This is a genomic window from Microcoleus sp. MON1_C1, assembly GCF_036701945.1.
In the GTDB taxonomy this organism is placed as follows: domain Bacteria; phylum Cyanobacteriota; class Cyanobacteriia; order Cyanobacteriales; family Microcoleaceae; genus Microcoleus.
The window spans coordinates 39,248-56,955 of sequence record NZ_JAUBRO010000029.1 but is presented as its reverse complement, the minus strand read 5'-3'; the positions used below and the strand labels follow the sequence as shown (position 1 = coordinate 56,955).

10 protein-coding genes are annotated in these 17,708 nt (G+C 46.6%); 2 read left to right on the top strand and 8 right to left on the bottom strand.

Going from position 1 to position 17,708, the window contains the following annotated elements; all coding sequences use genetic code 11:
• Window positions 1-243: 243 nt before the first annotated feature.
• The 4 genes from QUA62_RS17630 to QUA62_RS17615 form a co-directional block, all read right to left on the bottom strand.
• Window positions 244-1,836, bottom strand: a complete 1,593-nt coding sequence (locus tag QUA62_RS17630; protein WP_333405694.1) for a slr1306 family protein — start codon at window positions 1,834-1,836, stop codon at window positions 244-246.
• A gap of 103 nt (window positions 1,837-1,939) precedes the next feature.
• Complete coding sequence (locus QUA62_RS17625) at window positions 1,940-2,362, bottom strand: thioesterase family protein (protein ID WP_333405693.1); 423 nt, start codon at window positions 2,360-2,362, stop codon at window positions 1,940-1,942.
• Between the two features lie 256 nt (window positions 2,363-2,618).
• Window positions 2,619-3,701 (bottom strand): ATP-dependent 6-phosphofructokinase, encoded by a 1,083-nt coding sequence (locus tag QUA62_RS17620; RefSeq protein WP_333213620.1) that lies wholly within the window; start codon window positions 3,699-3,701, stop codon window positions 2,619-2,621.
• Between the two features lie 313 nt (window positions 3,702-4,014).
• Window positions 4,015-4,257, bottom strand: coding sequence for a hypothetical protein (locus QUA62_RS17615; RefSeq protein ID WP_006634122.1), 243 nt, complete (start codon window positions 4,255-4,257; stop codon window positions 4,015-4,017).
• Window positions 4,258-4,394: 137 nt separating this feature from the next.
• Between QUA62_RS17615 and QUA62_RS17610 the strand changes: the two genes are divergently transcribed.
• Both QUA62_RS17610 and QUA62_RS17605 read left to right on the top strand, forming a co-directional pair.
• Entirely contained in the window at window positions 4,395-4,901 is a 507-nt protein-coding gene (locus QUA62_RS17610) for a hypothetical protein (protein WP_006634121.1), read from the top strand.
• A 280-nt stretch (window positions 4,902-5,181) separates the two neighbouring features.
• The gene (locus tag QUA62_RS17605) at window positions 5,182-6,000 is read left to right on the top strand and encodes an FkbM family methyltransferase (RefSeq protein ID WP_333405692.1); all 819 of its coding nucleotides are present in this window, start codon (window positions 5,182-5,184) and stop codon (window positions 5,998-6,000) included.
• 559 nt (window positions 6,001-6,559) lie between these two features.
• On the opposite strand, the gene QUA62_RS17600 is transcribed toward QUA62_RS17605, so the two are convergent.
• From QUA62_RS17600 to QUA62_RS17585, 4 genes are all read right to left on the bottom strand, one after another.
• Window positions 6,560-8,140, bottom strand: coding sequence for a glycosyltransferase (locus QUA62_RS17600; protein ID WP_333289367.1), 1,581 nt, complete (start codon window positions 8,138-8,140; stop codon window positions 6,560-6,562).
• Window positions 8,141-8,258: 118 nt separating this feature from the next.
• A complete protein-coding gene (gene xylB, locus QUA62_RS17595) occupies window positions 8,259-9,704 on the bottom strand; it encodes a xylulokinase (RefSeq protein ID WP_333405691.1) in 1,446 nt (481 codons plus the stop codon).
• A 20-nt stretch (window positions 9,705-9,724) separates the two neighbouring features.
• On the bottom strand, window positions 9,725-15,292 hold the full coding sequence (locus tag QUA62_RS17590; protein ID WP_333405690.1) for a PAS domain S-box protein: 5,568 nt from the start codon (window positions 15,290-15,292) through the stop codon (window positions 9,725-9,727).
• A gap of 402 nt (window positions 15,293-15,694) precedes the next feature.
• A complete protein-coding gene (locus tag QUA62_RS17585; protein WP_333405689.1) occupies window positions 15,695-17,191 on the bottom strand; it encodes a mannitol dehydrogenase family protein in 1,497 nt (498 codons plus the stop codon).
• Window positions 17,192-17,708: the final 517 nt, after the last annotated feature.

The following is a 17,708-nucleotide window of genomic DNA, read 5'->3' as shown; positions in this document are numbered from 1 at the left end:
TTGGGAATTAGGTAGGGACAGGGCACTGCCGCGTCCCTACGGATATCGTGGGCAATCGACCGGATTTAATATCAGATATCCTGGGCGATTGACCGGATTTAATATCAGATGCTGGACTAATTTTAATTGACCCCTGAATTAAGGGTTTCTTAAGGGGCTGGGGCTAGGACACGGCAGTGCCGTGTCCCTACGGATATCATGGGCGATCGACCGAATTTAACAACATCAGATGCTGGACTACTTCTAATTGACCGCCGACTTAACGGTTTCGGGCCCAGATACCTGAGATGAAAGGCGACTCGCCACCTGGTTGACGAAAGATTGCAAGAAGGAAACTTGCTGATTTTGCGTAAATACTGCTTGCAAAGTTTTAGTCAACTGGTCGAGATTGAAAATGCCTTTGGCAGCATTTTCCAGTTCTTGACTTTGGAAATATTCAATTAAACTCAGTCCTGCTATTCTGGTAAAATATGCTGCACTAATTCCCTGCACCGCGCCTCCTGCTACATAGGTGACGGCATTGCTTTTCAGCAGTCCAGTAATAGTTTGGGTAGACAGTTCTACTAATCCCAATTTGAACATTTGATTAGCCAAAGTAGCCGCTACTGTCTTAGCTTGGTCTAAGGAAAACTTTCGCTGGTAGATAGCGCCGAGGTCGATTACGAGCTGGGTGCTGATGGCGGTTGTTGCTAGCAAGTCTAAAGCGGGAACCGGATTGGCAAACACGGTGGCGGCGGCGATGTACTGATATTGTTCGATAATGGGAATTGCCCGATCGCGCCTGACTGCATTTAATAAGGTTTTTGCCTCTAACTTGATACTTGCAGCCTCGCGCACTGCACTCGCCCAGACCAACTGTTGCCGTTCTTCAGTTAAGATTTTAGTCAATATTTCCGTCAGCGGGTCGAGTTGAGAGACTTGCTTTTCGATGCGTTCTTGAACTGTGCCGTCCGCTTGGTGTCGGCGCACTTTAATAGAATTGGGAGAAGCTGCGATCGCAATTATATCTTCGGTTCCCAATATTCCTTGCATTTTTTGCTGCAAAGAGTGCAAAACCTGCGACTGCTGTTCTGGTAAATATTGGTCTTGTTTGTTCCAGACTAGCAGCACGCGCTGACCTGCTGCAGCTAGCTGAGATAATGTTTGAAATTCGGAATCTGTGATGTCGCCCGCTGTCACAAACAGCGCTAAATCACCATTGATTTTGGCATCGGCATTTGTATTAGCAAACAGCGGTGCCGTTTCTTGTAAACTAAGCTTTTGCGGGTGTTGAGATGCCCAATTAGAATTTAAAACTTGAATTAAGGCAGTTTTGCCGACAGCTTTGCCGCCCGTGACGGTAATCCGCAAATCTTGTCTGTCTAATTCGCTTCTGAGCCGATCGAGCTTTGCTGTTAGATTAGCAGGATCGGCGGAGTTTTGAGCTTCTGAAGCCAGCAATTTAATGGCGGCTTCTGAAGCCGCGATCGCTTTTTCGGCTGCTTCCCGGTTCGCCAGGGGTTGCGGGAGTGCGAGTTCGAGTTTGGGGGATTGTTGCTTCCACCACCAATACCCCGCACCGGCAGCAGCCAAACCGATGAGTGCCGTTTCGCCCATTTCTGAACCCGAATGCTGTAGAGTTTCCAGCAGCCACAGCGCTGCTGAAAGTCCTATTCCGCCTATTAAAATCGGTCGCCGCAAGTTAAGTGTCATTTTTTCCTTCCTGTGGGTATTGTCACCAAGCTTAACCTTCGCCGGCTTGGCCTCCCTCCCTATATTCCATCGTACCTCTGTGACATCCAAACTGGCAGGCGGGCGATCCGACTTTTTGCTATCGGGAATTGCGGCCCGCTGCACAATCAACTTTTTGCACTTCTACAAACGCGGAATAGGGGACTGAAGTCCTCACTACAAACCAATAGATTTTTACAGGATTTTGCAAATATAGTTGATTTTTTTTCTATGTTGGTAATGCTTCAGATTGTGATGCAAAAATATCAATTATTTGTTTGGGAATTGCTCGCGGTCGCATGGTGGTAACTTCTACCCAAACCCAAAGCGCCTCGGCTTTTAACAATATTTCGTCATTTCCAAGTAAGCGAATTTCGTAGCGGCGGACGGCGCGCGGGCCGCGCAGTTGTTCGATCCAAGTTGATATCTCCAGTCGATCGCCCGCAGCGGCCGATCGCAAATAGTCAATCTCTATCCGCCGCATTACAAAGACGCCGCCCAGTTCCCGGTAGCGATCGAGTGTAAATCCCAAGTGTTCTAAATGTTCGATCGCAGCGTGTTCTAAATAATGCTGGTAGACAGCATTATTGACATGACCGAGGGCGTCCATTTCGTAATGGCGCACTCTAATTTGTGCAGTAAATGGTGTCAATTTCTCACCTTTCTACTTGTTGCGGTATTTTGTAGTTCCGAGTGCGATCGCACTCGATGTCGATACTCGCTCGGAACTAATTGCAAGGTACACTAATCATAGTTGAAACGCCACTACTTCCAGGTTAATATTAGTCGTGGAAGCAAGGCCGGTGAGCACCGTGGTTTTTTAAGCACACCTCAGTCTCGGTTAACCCAGTTTCGTGGTTCTGAGTGCGTCCCGGACTAAAACTTTGAGAAATCGGACGGGTAATTGTTTAGTCTCCCAGACAAATTCCTAAACCGCGGGCCGTTTTAACCAGAGTACCATTTAACTCTACAGGTCTGTATTTGGCGATCGCATCTTCCAGAGGAACGCTCACAACTTCCCGCTTTTGCCAAGATACCATGCAGTCGTATTTCTCTTCGGCAACTAAATCAACTGCTGCCACGCCAAAAGCCGAAGCAATTAATCTTTCTAGCGGTGAAGGAGTTCCCCCGCGTTGAGTATGTCCCAAAACGGTGACGCGAGTTTCTGCACCGCTACAGTCAGAAATTGTATCAGCTAAATACTGACCAATTCCGCCTAATCGACTTTGACCTAAGCGATTTGTGTGCATTACTAACTCGCCTGCTTCTGTGCGAACTGCCTCCGCTACTATAATTAAACAGTAGTTTTTTCCCCGGTCTTGGCGTTCTTGAATTTGGGCACAGATTTGGGAAATTTTGTAAGGGATTTCCGGAATCAGAATTATATCAGCTCCCCCAGAAATTCCGGCACTGATCGCAATATGTCCGGCATCGCGTCCCATGACTTCAACAATCATAACGCGACTGTGACTAGCCGCAGTAAAATGCAAGCGATCTAGTGCTTCAGTAGCAATATTGACAGCCGTATCAAAACCGATAGAACGCTCGGTAATTCCGACATCATTATCAATAGTTTTAGGAATAGCAACTAAATTCAAATTACCTTGTTGAGCAATCTTCCTGAGAATGGCAAGACTGCCATCGCCACCAATGCCAATTAAGGCATCCAAACCTAGTTGGTGATAGCCTTCGATAATGTCCTCAGAACAATCGCGTAGAGTCCCATCAGACATCGGGAAGGCAAAAGGATTGCCCTCATTTGTCGTGCCTAGCATCGTACCGCCAATGGTGAGCCACGAGTCTACTTTCTCAATATCCAAGGGAATTGCTTGAGGGGGACGACTCATCAATCCCTTGGTGGCTTGACGAATGCCCATCACTTTCCAATTGTAAGTTCCCGTTGCGCGGTGGACAACGGCTCGGATAACTGCGTTTAAGCCTGCACAGTCACCCCCGCTGGTGAGGATACCGATACATTTTTGTTCTCCCATAATTAATGCCCGACTTTTGTTACTCAGAACATGACTTGATTTTTTTAGATCCCGATCGTCCAATCCTTATTTCCGACCTAAATAGGTAGGCGAAAATAAACTTTACCCTGTAACAGAATGTAAAGCAATCATAACTTTTGTGATTGCTTTTATAAGATCTCGCTCCTTTGGGGAGCGTTTCACTCACTTTTGACTACTTATGTATTTTCAAGCTTCATCGACCTAATGGAGTGCCTCATCTCTGACGCATCCCACAAGTTCGATCGCCAACTCAGTCGCATCGCCAATCACCGTCTCAAACAAAACATCAATTTTACTTGGGATTGAGGCGTTTAGAAACTTGGTTAACTATACCGCTGAGAATAGCACCGCCCATGAGAATTCCGAGGGCGGGATTAAATACGGGCTGCCACAGACTGTACCACAAATCAAAACCGAGATTCACCCCAGTCGATCGACCTGCTACTGCGATCACAAACCACCCAAAAATGGCAAAGACGAAAAACACATCAGCTACTAAAAGCAAGTTAAGCAAGTTAAGAAATTTATCTTTCATTGTCGAGGGTTCCTTTTGAGTGTATATGTGTCAAGTTTTGGCAAGCGGTTGGTAATGGAGCGGATTGATAGCTGCAACTGGCGATCGAATAAAGATAAAATATCATTCAATTGTTTTCGCGCACAGGCTGTCAAAATATGGTTCGCTATACACTTCCTCAAAGCCCCGAAATTATTTTAACTGTCAAAGGGAAAGATTCAGCCAAAGCCCGGGAAGAAGCGATGGATCGCCTGATGGATCTCATGGATGAGGGCAAGCTGCCTACGGAACTCGTGGAGGGATTTGGGCCCAAGCAGTTTGTTGAAGTTAAGGATATCGAAGATGCTGCGTCTGAAGGCGAGGACGCGATTACTGAAGCCGTCCAGATTTTGAGCAATTTGGCAAGTCTCAAATTGAAAGTCATGGAATCCCGCGAAGAAGCACTCAAAATCCGGGCGGCGATCGACATTTTGTTTACAGATGAGGCTGTGACTGCCGAGGAAATTGGTCGTTTGAAAGATGGTTTCAAGGTTCTCAAAAACTTCGCTCAAGCTAATGTCCGCTATCGAGAAGCTAGAAGTAAAGCCGAAGAAGCACGGGCCATTCTCGACGAAGCTTTGCAATCTGTGGAACCGGAAAACAAGGCGCAGAAATCCGCGAAATAGTAGCAGGTTGCATTGAAACTCACATCTTGCACCATTCTCAAGAACAGGCAAGATGCCTGTTCCACGAGTAAATTTTCTTGTGGAACAGGCATCTTGCCTGTTCCTAAAAAACTGCTTTACAATGGTGCAATATCTCAGTTAAAACCTATTTGTGTCATTGCGATCCGAAGGGAAGCAATCGCCGAGGTTTGCGATTGCTTCGTTTCTTTATTCGGACATACAATAACTCTGCTGCAAGACATAATATTAATTATATCCACATTGAAATCCGGAAAAAATTGTGAGCCAACAACAAACAGGAATTCTCAGAAACTCAATGTCAGGCAGCTTGCTGCTGGCTAAAAACTTAGGTTTTGAACCAAAAACTGTGATTGATGTCGGTGCGGCATTGGGAACTTTTAACCTTTACGATACTTTCCCTAATTCCCGACATTTGCTAATTGAACCCATCGCCGAAAATGAACCTTACCTCGCCAAAATTTGCCGCAAGCTCAAAAGTGCGGAATACATTATCGCTGCCGCGACGAAAGAAGCGGGAGTTTTCACGCTTAACGTCAGTCCCTCTATGTTGCATTCTTCCATTTCTGAAAATCGCGTTACTGACAGCAGCGATCCTTATTTGAGAAAAATACCAGCAATTACCTTGGATGGAATATGCAGGGAAAGAAATTTGCCAGGCCCGTATTTAATTAAAGTTGATGTAGACGGACAGGAATTAGATGTTTTAGCAGGAGCAACTGAGATTTTGCAGCAGACTGAATATGTAATTGTAGAAGTTACTTTGTTCGGTCAGATGTATGATGTAATGAGTTTTATGAAGTCCCAAGGCTTCGCAGCTTACGATATTGTTGATTTGTCATATCGCCCGGTGGATTCAGCTTTGTGGCAAGTTGACATGGCTTTTGTTAAGGAATCCGGTCACTTCAGAAGAGAGAGGGGTTTCGCGACAGGAGAGCAGGATATCGAAGCACTTAACTCGCATCTCAAAGCTTATCGGGAAAGTTTCATGAAATACATTGACACTCATTACAGCGACCCAATAGAGCCGGAACCACAGGTCACTCAATCTGTTGTGGGCGAAAATTATGTCATCATTTAACTCAAGTTGCTTCCATCTGATACTAAATCCGGGTCGCACTTCGTACTTGATTTAATTAATCCTCAACATCTAAAAAACTGGTTTTCTAAATGCTGCTATTGCCGTCTATAAGCTTGCAATCTGCTGTAAATTGGCTTTCATCGGATATCAGAAAGTGGGAATGCCCTAATGTGGCCCTCACCATGATATAGCAATCCTTGCAGGAGTCGTAAATTTTTGACCCCACCCCAACCCTCCCCTTATCAAGGGGAGGGAGTAAGAAATTCACAAATGATTTAGGATGGCTATAGAAACATCCATGCAGCTAAAAACATTAGAAATCGAGGTTTACGAATTTGAGACGTAGGGCATACCTCAGTAGCTTCTGGACCTAGAGTAAGACCAAGTAAAGGCACTGCTTTTACTTGGCATCAAGCTGTGAAGGAAGAATCCCCCGTCAAGCTACGTTGTGACGGGGGAGTGTCAACTACCACAATTAATCCCAAGGCGCTTTTGTTGTGAATGGTTGAGTTGCTGGCGGCCTAAGCTGTCAACCATCAACCAGTGGAGGCGGTCAATTCTATTTCTTTAGCCCAAGGTATTGCTGCCAAAATATAGTAGATGTTATCTCCTGGGCAGCACTTTTCCATTTTTCCCTTACGGATGACCATTCATTACTACCTTCAGCAGCAACTTTAAACCACCTAGTCAAAAGGTTAGTACCAGCTACTTTATCTACCTCATTTTGGTTGTTATAGCTTTTACTAAGCTGTACAATGCTCATGTGAAAGCTTTCTGGGTCAGTGTTTTTGATAAAATCTGGGCCTTTTAGATAGTCTTCAAAAGCTTTTACAACCATCTCTACATGATTGTAATCAAATTTTGCTAAAGCCTGAAGTATTACTTTTGTCAAATGCTCAACTGCAGCCATATATTCTGGAGAATAATGGATGGAATAAGCTATTAAATCATTGCGGATATAATAATAATTTTCCCAATTTACATTTTTGGCCGCCGCTGGTTGATGCCACACCGCAAGTGATGGAAAAGCTACAATGTTATTGCCCAACTCTTTTATTCTTAAGCCAAACTCTACATCATCTATTTTGATAAATAAAGGCAGCGGTAATTTAGTTTGTTCAACGAGTTCCTTAGAAAAAGAGAAAAACCAAAATCCGCCATAATCTACATCTTCTTCCTTGAGCAACCTGTTGAGAGAATTAGAATCTCGTAAATCGATATTATAATTTAAAGCAATTAATGCCCCAGGTCCAAATCCTCTAGTTTTAGAATAGGCGTTGTACGATGCTCCTGCTTCATACAACATATGCTTTTTTTGTAAATTTAGCAGTCCACCCGCTACAGCAAAATCCGAATTGGCGTATTCATACAAAGGAAATAATTTATAAATACATTCACTTTCTAACTCTATATCATCATCCATAAGCAAAAAGTGAGAATATTTTTCTTCCTCTAAAGCTTCTACCAACCCTCTGGTAAAGCCCCCGCTTCCACCAGCATTTATATTAGGAACTAGCCTCAGTTTTGGCTTTCCGAAATCAGCTTCATCTAAAGTTCTACCATTATCAACCACGAATACTTTAAAGTCCTTGGTTTCTAGTAATTCATCTTGAAAAATTGCACTTAATGTATTTTGTATGAAGTCCTCTTTTTTAAAGGTGCAAATTACAATCCCCAAGGATGCTTCTCTAGTTTTACTTTGATCGGTTGCTATCCAGGCCCCTTTAAATTCACCCTGTTCACTAGAACAAGTTATTTCAAAATATATTCTGCCCGCTTTTTTACCTTGAAGGAGATTTATTGGTGAGATTTTTACAGGATCAGAGAACTGACATTTCTCAAAGCTCTCTTCAGAAATAATTTCTTTGTTTTTTTGTCCATCAAATTCTCGGTAAACAGAAACTTTAAAATCGCCTTCAAGTTTCAGCACATAGTAGATAGAGCTAAGAGTTGTATATTGAGTATAATATCTCTCGTAAAACGAATTAAAGTAAGAATTTGAGGAGACAACACCACCCCGAGATAAAACAACTTTTTTGTCATCTTCCTGGTAGCTTATAGAGGCAGATTCATTACACCGTATATATACATCCGAGGCCTCGACTGATTTTGGTAGCTTAATTCCAGCTAATATATTCATGTAATATCTCCCTCTTCTTGTAGTAGACTTAGTTATTTTATTTGACTGATGTTAATCAGTCTTAGCTTAAGAGTAATTTGTGGATAGGTTCTAGTACCTCCTCCTTTAGGCATAACTCCTATGACATTTTCTTAAGTCGTGGATAAAGGGATTGATATCGAAACCAAGCCTCTTCTAGGATTGGATCAACTGATTGGGGAGTGGCAGCAAGCATTGGTGTGCCTGCCAGTTTGATGGTGTCATTAGCATCGGCGTATACGCCAATTCCGATACCCGCCAGTAGAGCAGCACCACGTCCGGAAGCCGCAGCAACTGTAGTTGAATAGAGGGGTATTCTCAATACATCGGTCAGTAATTGTTTCCAAGGCATTTCTGCAGTTCCACCGCCTGCTAAACGCAGTTCTGTCGCTTTAAAACCTGTTGCTTCAAGTGCCTCAAAACCTTGTCGCAAAGCAAAAGCAACTCCCTCTAAAGCTGCCCTCATCAGGTGCGCCTGTGTGTGATGAAGTCCCAGCCCCACCCATGCCCCGCGTACATAGGGGTCGAGGTGTGGAGTTCGCTCACCCGTGAGGTAGGGCAAAAATGTCAACCCTTCACATCCTGGGGGAACAGAAAACGCTTTAGTATAGACTTCCTGCCAGCTTAAGCCGAGGATACCTCGCACCCACTCAAGCGCTAAGCCGGCATTTTGCATTGCTGCAAGGGTGTACCACTGGTTAGGTAGGGCGGTTCGATAGAGATGGGTACGACCATGACGATCGATAATTGGTTGCGATCGAGGTGTAATGATTTGAGCGCCTGTGCCGATCGTTAGTTGAACCAATCCAGGCTCTAGTAGTCCGTTACCAAGTGCCGCCGCTGCGGTATCCGCAGCACCGGCGATAACCGGTAAGCCAACAGGTAAGCCGAGATGCTCTGAAGCAATAGTTGTTAGGTAGCCGGAGATCGCACTAGAGGGGATAATTTTTGGTAACCAATCACCACGTAGATTCAGCGCCCCGATTGCTTCCCCAGCCCAGTTGTCCGACACAATATCGTAAAGCAAAGTACCGCTAGCATCAGATGGTTCGGTTGCAACTTCTCCAGTCAGCCGTAACCGCAGCCAATCTTTTGGCTGAAGTGCCCAACGCGCTTCGGTGTAGACAGTAGCCTCGTGTTCTCGTAGCCACAACAAAGTTGGACCAGCCATTCCAGCCGTAATCGGGTTGCCCAAGCGCTCTAGAATAGCTGCATCGAGCGAATGATAAGTGTTAAGCGTGGCACTAGAGCGAGTATCTGCCCAAAGGATAGCAGGGCGCAGGGGCTGACCCGACTCCGAAGCTAGGACAACGCCGTGCATTTGTCCTGAAAGTGCGATCGCCTGTACCCCATCAGCGCGATCTCCCACTGCCTTCCTAACAGCCGAGGCAACAGCTAACCACCAATCTTCTGGTTCCGACTCAGCCCATCCCGGGTGGGGTGAATGAACGGGATAAGAGCTTGATGCTTCACCTATAGTGGTTCCGTCTGTCGCTAGGAGCAATGCCTTAGCAGAGCCTGTTCCTAAATCTATACCAAGCAGCATTAGGCTAATCCTCAAATCATTCAGTGTCTCAGCAAACGGGCGATCGCTTTTACCAATTCCTCAGGTTCAACAGGCTTGGAGATATGCATCTGAAATCCGGCAGCTAAGGCTTGCTGCTGATTGATCTCTCCGGCATAGGCAGTAAGTGCGATCGCAGGAATCATACCTCCCTGTTGGGGTGACCACTTTCTAATTTGTCGAATCAGGGCATAGCCATCCATCTCTGGCATTCCAATGTCACATAAGAGCAGATCGGGGACAGATTGATTCAGGAGGGCCAACGCCTGTACCCCCGAAGCGGCTGTCGTAACTTGTGCGCCAGATTGCATCAGGGTGAATGCTGCCAACTCCCGCATATCTGCATCGTCGTCCACAACCAAGACCCGAACACCTGCTAAGTCTGCCGCACTTTCTGCGTGCCTGTCATCAGAAGAGGGTTCCGGCTCTACGATGTTTAACGGTAGCCGGATGGTAAATGTAGCCCCTAAGTTCTGTCCTAAGCTGTCTGCTTGAACGGTTCCTCCATGCAGTTCGGTAAAATGACGGACGATCGCCAGCCCTAATCCCAATCCGCCGAATTGTCGGGTTATTGTACCATCTTCTTGACGGAAGTAGTCAAACACATGGGGTAAGAAGTCTGGACTGATGCCTTTTCCAGAATCTTTGACTTGAATCTGAGCGTACATACCAACCTGCTCTAGTTGCACGTCGATGCGTCCTCCGGTTGGGGTGAACTTGACAGCGTTGGAAAGCAGGTTCCAGACGATTTGTTGGAGGCGATTGGTATCGCCTGAAACCGTTCCTGAAATAGGATTAAATGTGGTCTGGATTTGAATGTGTTTGGCTTCGGCTGCCAGTCGTACCGTTTCTAGGGCAGCCTCAATCATTGCCGCTAGATTCACAGGAGCGACGTTTAACGTCATTTTTCCTTGCAGAATGCGCGAGACATCCAACAAGTCCTCAATTAATTGGGCTTGCAGCTTGGCGTTGCGTTCGATCGTTTCCAGCGCTTGCTGCGTTTTTGTGGCATCTAATCGCCCAGTTCGCAGCAATTTTGTCCAGCCCAGAATCGGATTGAGGGGCGAGCGCAACTCGTGGGACAATACGGCTAAAAATTCGTCTTTAATTCGGTTAGCGGCTTCTGCTTTTGTGCGATCGCGTTGAGCCACCCGGTACAACTGAGCATTGTCGATCGCCAAGGAAGCACGACGAGCCAATTCCTCTGCCTGTTCCAAATCTGTCGGGGTGTACTGGCGTCCAGATTCGGCTGAAACAAAGGAGATGACCCCTAGAATTCGTGCCTGAGTTCGTAGTGGCACCGTCATTACGGATCTGAAGCCAACCTGCCGTAGAATCTCTAAATGCTCTGAATCCCGCGCTGCGTGTACCAACAGTTCATCGGGAATCTCCGGCACCAAATCAGGTTGTCCAGTTCGCAGTGTAAATGCAGCACCGCGAGGGTCATCCGGATTCATAGGATACTTATCTCTAATCTGATGTGCCCATTCCAGTTTGGCAGGGTCAACGTGAGCCACTGCAATCTGCTCGATCGCACCATCCTCTTCTATCATGTGGACCGTACACCAGTCCGCTAATTTCGGCACTGTAAGCTGCGCGACTCGCTCTAAAGTCGTTTGATAATCGAGTGAGGATGCCAGCACTGCACTCGCCTCAGAGAGAAAGTGTTGGGCAAGCTCTAGCCTGACGCGCTCAGTCACATCGACTACATAAATTAAAACCCCTTCAACCTGACCATTTGAGTTCACAGTCGGAAGATAGTAAACGTTGTAGTAACCGGGACGGCGATCGCCGCGTCCGGGAACATTCACCGCAAAGTTTGGTGAAATAAAGGGATTTCCTGTGGTGTAGATCTGATGAAAGACTTCAACTAATTTGGGATCGAATTGACCAAAAAGTTCTGGAATGGAATTTCCTAAATGTTGCTCGCGGGTTAATCCATTAATTTCTGCTAATGCTTCGTTGATGGCAATAAATCGCTGCTTTTCATCTAATAGGGCAAGTCCAATCGGAGACGTTTCAAAAATAGTGGCTAATTGGTGCTGTGCCGCTTCTGCCTCTGAACGGGCAATGCGTTCGCGCCCTAGTAGTTGTTCCCGTTCCTGTTCGGCTTGCTTGCGCTGTGTGATGTCAATGAGAATGCCGATCATGTGGATCGGCTTTCCCTGTGTATTGTAGGTAAACCGTCCTCTGGCTTCTACCCAATGAATGGAACCATCCGGCCAAAGGATGCGATATTCGTGGTGATACTCCGTTCGCTCCAGCCGCGCTTGTTGAATTGCTGCTTCTGCTACGGCTATATCGTCTGGATGAACACTTTTAGCCCACAGTTCATAGCTGGGTTCGTACTCATTTGGTTGAAGTCCTATGATGGCAAAGTGTCCATCAGACCAGGTTACAGTGTCCATCTGTATATCCCAGTCCCACGTTCCCATGCGTCCGACGTTCAGCGCGAGTTGCAGATTAGCTTCACTTTCTCGCAATTCCTCTTCCGCCCGCGATCGCTCCACGGCTAGCCAGGTTTTTTGAGCAATTCGCTCCATCAGCACCACATCTTCCTCGGTCCAGTGGCGAACAGAGGCATGGTGCAACACCAACAATGCAACAAATCGCCCTTCTTTCACTAAGGGAACACACAGGAGAGATTTGGTTTGAATTGCGTCAAAGGTAGCAGCCCCCGATCCGGCAGTCCGAGGATCGCGATCGACATCATCTACGACGATAGTTTTGCCCTGCTTTAATTCAGCAATGAGTTCACGACCAAACGAATCCATGTGATGGCTACCGACGATGCTGATTACACCATTGCAATAGTCGCGATCGACGATGACGTATTCCTGAGTTGGATCAATTTCACCGTAGGTACAGCGAGTAACTTGGAAGTGTTGGCCTGTGGCACAAACCACTTGCCACATAATTTCCTTCGGCTCTTGAATGGCACGAATTGCGTCATTCAATTCGATTAGGAATTGCTGAATTTCTTCTTTCTGCTGGAGGTTCTTGAGCAGTTGTTCAATTTGTTGCCTTGCCCGCACCTGGGCTGTCACTTCAATGTTGTAAATCAACATACCCTGAATGGTTCCCTCAGCATCCCGCCAAGCTGCAAAGATGCAGTGGAAAAATGCTTCTTCCAACACCCCATCGCCGTTCCGATCCCAGTAAGTAGGTGACTCCTCCCGAATAAATGTTTCTCCCGTCCGGTAAACCTGTTCAAGCACGTCAAAGTAAATTTGTCCCTCTAACTCCGGGAAAACCTGCCGCAGTGGTTGACCAATGATGTCTAGAGTGCGTCCAGTCCCTTGCAGGTAGGTGGGATTGGCAAATTCATACACAAGATCGGCACCTTTAACAATGGCAATCATGGCAGGCAATTGCATCAGGATGTCATGCAACCGCTTGCGCTCGGTTTCGGCTTCGAGTCGGGCAGATTGTTCTCGTTTTAAAAGGCGATCGCGTTCTGCTTCGATCTGTTTGCGTTCTGTAATATCAACCGAAACGCCAATCATGCGAACTGCTTGCCCCGTCTCATCCCGATAGACTTGCCCCTGACTGTTGAGCCAGCGCACAACGCCGTCTGGACAAATTACTCGATACTCCGGTGCGTAGGGCTGTTCTCCAGCCATTGCCGCTACCGTCGCTTGGAGTACCTGTTGTCGATCGTCTGGATGAATGAGCGCAACAAACTCTTCTCCCGTCCCTTCGTGAAGACCCCAAACGTCTAGAGCATTACCAGAACACACCACTCGATTGCTCTGCAAATCCATATCCCAGACAACCATCTGAGCCGCTGTCAGTGCTAATCGCAAGCGTTCTTCGCTCTCTCGTAATGCCTGTTCAACTTGTTTGTAATCGGTCACATCACGAGTAATCCCCAATACCGTTTCTACGGAGCCATCAAAAGTAAATTCAGGGACAATACGCGACTGATACCATCGAATACCCTTTGGAGTCGGAAACTTAAATTCAATCGTCTGTTCGGAGCCTGTTGCAAAGACTTGCCGCCAACTGTCATGCCAAACACGATATATGTCTTCTGACATTCCTAGCTCGGCATTAGTCTTGCCAAGAAATTGCTCTGATGCAATACCTGTTGCCAGTTCTATAGAAGGGCTGACATAAAGGTAGCGAAACTCTGCATCAATTCGGCTAATAATATCCGGGGCATTTTCAGCCACCATTTTGAACTGTTGCTCTTGCTGCTCCAGTTCCGATTCCAGTCGTTTGCGCTCTGTCAAATCAATGAGAAATCCGATTCCTAAATCGTCTGCTCCTCCCAGGTAAGCAGTTCCAATCAAGACAGGAACACGAGTACCATCTTTACGAATATATTCTTTCTCAAACGGCGCATGGCAGCCAACCTGTTTCATTTGGGCCATTGTCTGCCGATCTAGATGCCGATACTCTGGTGGGGTAATTTCAAGGAAATTTACATTCCCCGATAAAACTTCTTCCCGTGTATAACCCAAAACCGCTAACCAAGCGTCGTTAACTTCTAAAATATTGCCTTGAAAATCTCCGATGATGATGCCAATGAGATTTGCATCAAATAAACCTCGTAGCCGCGATTCACTCTCGCGTAAGGCTTGCTCTACAAGTTTGCGTTCGTGTAGCGCAGCTTGCTGTTGGCTCACGTCTTGGAAGACAACAACGGCTGCAACAATCTGCCCCTGGTTATCTAAAATTGGTGCTGAGTTGACGTTAATGAAAATGCGGCTACCATCATTTCGATGAATTTCTATCTCTTCGTTGGTAACGACTTCACCTGTTTTTAGCGATCGCACCAATGGATACTCATGAGGCGAATAGAGTTGACCATCTAAGTGAAAGATTTCACTGGGAATAAGGGGTGCATAGTCCTCAATCTCCAGCAATTGTTCGTAGCCATACCCAACAATTTGCTTGGTTTGTTCGTTCGCCAGAACTAATTTACCGGATGCCGCATCGGCAATCATGACTCCAGCAGGCATTTGTCGCAAAACGGCTTCAAATCGGGCGCGTTCAATTTCCAGCTCGTGCAACAACCGTTCTCGTTCTGCATCCGCAAGCTTGCGATCCGTCACATCTCGAAAATAAACCGCTACACCCTCCGCAGAGGGATAGGCATTCGCCTCTAACCAACGCTGAACCGGCTCCCCAAATTCTTCCCAGGAAACAGGAACCTGTTCCATCACTGCCCGATGTAGTTCCCGATCGGCAATTCCACCGACCAACTCAGGAAAAACCTCGTTCCAAACGTGCTTTCCCACTAGCTCTTCTGGCGTTTTGTGCAGGATTTTAGCCGCCGCCCGATTCACGTAGGTGTATCGCCAGTCGCGATCGAAGGCGACAAAAGCATCCGTAATGCTTTCAAGAATCGTTGCTACCTTGCCCTCAGTTTCTCGGGCACAGAACAACTGTTCGCTCTCAAGACTGCGGGCAAAGCGTTCAATGACTTCAGAGCGAGAAATTCCTCGCCTATAAGCCTCTTTATCGAGCGATCGCCATGCTGTATTGGTAAGAGATACGCTCACTCGTTGTTTCGTCTCCGAGTTCCAATTGCTAACAAACTTGCCTGTGGCGTCGCGCTTCATGAACCTTCATCCGTAGGCATACACGGTCTTCTCTATTGAACCTGAGTTACTCACTCAGAAGAATCCGCCTTAAGATAGATGCTTTGGTCAGAGGGAAGATAGGAAAGAATGACCTCAATAAATACTGCGCTGTACTGGCTGCTGAATTTCCCTTTGCACTCGTAGACATAGAGCTGGGCTAGACGGGAGAATCCCACGGCTTTAACGTAGTGCAGCCGTGGCAGTGTCAAATAAGTGGTGTTGCATAATTGCGGGATGATTTTGATGGTTTTGTGGCATGGACTCTCGTACCCCGAAGGCGTGTATTTTCACAGCAGGCGGGACGCCTAACCCTAATCCCCACAAGAATCCTCCTCAAATTCTGCAACGCCAAATAAGTTTCCTCACGGATGCGGATGGTGCCTATGACAATCGGGCTAGCGTTCCTTTAGCACCGAACTCATGCAAACTACGCAACTGGTCACCAACAGCCTCAACGAAACGTGGTGACTCTACTAAATCTCCAAAAATTTCAGATAGGCCCAGTAATGGTCTGGGATCTAATTGACTCAAACTGGCGCGTTGAGTCAGGATGTCTGCTAATGGGTCATCAATGGGAATAGGTTGCCCTTGTTCATCATGACTATTGATGTATCGACACCAAGCAGCAATCGTCAAACTTAGGTAATCGATCGCACCTTCAAGTTGTAATTTATCGCGGAGCGATCCCAAAACAAACTTAGGAATTTTTGCCGATCCATTCAGGCACAGGCGCGGAAGCTGATCGCGAATTTTGGGATTGGAAAACCGTTCAATTAAAGTTTTTTTATAATCGTCTAAATCAATCCCAGGAACGGGTTGGAGTGTTGGTGTCACCTCATCCATCAGGTTAGCCACTGCTTGCTGAAACAAGGGATCGGCCATGACTTCATAAACGTAGGTATAACCGGCAACAGAGCCGAGATAGCCAATCAGCATATGGCTGGCATTGAGCAGCCGAATTTTCATCATTTCATAGGGATGAACATTCTTAGTCATCTGTACGCCAACGGATTCCCAATCGGGTCTGCCTGCACAAAAGGTATCTTCGATTACCCACTGGGTGAAAGGCTCCGCGACGCATGGAAACGCATCATCAATACCAAACTGTTGGCCCACCATTTGGATATCTGCTGGGGTTGTCAGCGGAGTAATGCGATCGACCATGCAGTTGGGAAACGCAACGTGTTCAGCAATCCAACGTCCTAACTCTGGATCGCGCATTTCGGCAAATGTTGTTAGCATTTTCCGCACCATGTTGCCGTTGCCCTGGATATTGTCGCAGGACAAGACTGTAAACGGTGCCAACCCCTGTTTACGCCGCTTTTCGAGTGCGGCTGTCAAAAAACCGTATGTCCCAATTGGTTGGTCAGGATGTTGCAAATCGTGCTGCATCGTCGGGTGGTTTACATCGAAATTGCCACTTCCTTCAATGTAGTAGTAGCCACTTTCAGTGATCGTTAGAGTAACAATTCGGCATTTGGGCTCTGCTAATGCTTCAATAACTGCTTGACGATTGTCTGGTGCAAACAGGTATCGAGTGATTGAGCCAATGATTCGAGCCCGATCTCCTTGTAGCGATCGCTCAACTAAGGTATACAAACAATCTTGAGACAGCAGCGCATCCCGCATACGCTTGTCATAGTCATTGTCCAGCAATCCAACACCACAAATTCCCCAATCACTACCAGGATTCTGATGGAAATAATCATCAAGATAGAGCGCTTGGTGCGATCGATGAAATCCACCAACCCCAATATGCACAATTCCATTAGTAATTTGATGGCGATCGTACTTGGGTACGCGCACGTTTCCAGGTAAAAGAGACAGGGATGCTTGATTCAGCTTGATTGTTGAGCCTGTGCTGGTATTGCTGTTCATCTTAATTTATGACCTTGTGATGACGGCTTATTATCAGTATTGCAGAATGGATGAAAAAGGTGCAGTCAATTTTGGCGGATCTGCATGGCAAGTCGAGCGCATGACCGATCTCCGATGAAGTTGTCGCCCGAGGTATTGGTTTGGCGATCGGCTGTTAACGGGGTGACAATGCCTCTGGAACCTTGATGGTAAAAGCATTGAAGCCCCTGAACCTCAAAAAAGATAGCGAATTATTGACAGGCTTATTGACTCATACGATCGTCCGAGAGATCCTTGAACCTGATTCTCTACGATCGCCACTCTCTTTTCTTGAGTGACCAAGCGAAAGGAACTTCGCTTGGTCACTCAACTCAAAACCTTGACGCAGCCTTGCTTTCAACCTGCTTGCCACTCCGTCAAGATCGGCTGGCGTTGATTCAAGATGATGCCAATTTCCTCGTATGGCCTTGGAAGACTCAAATTCATCTGCCTTTGGTATTGGATTTTTTATTGAGATAGATTATCATCAGTGCTGTGG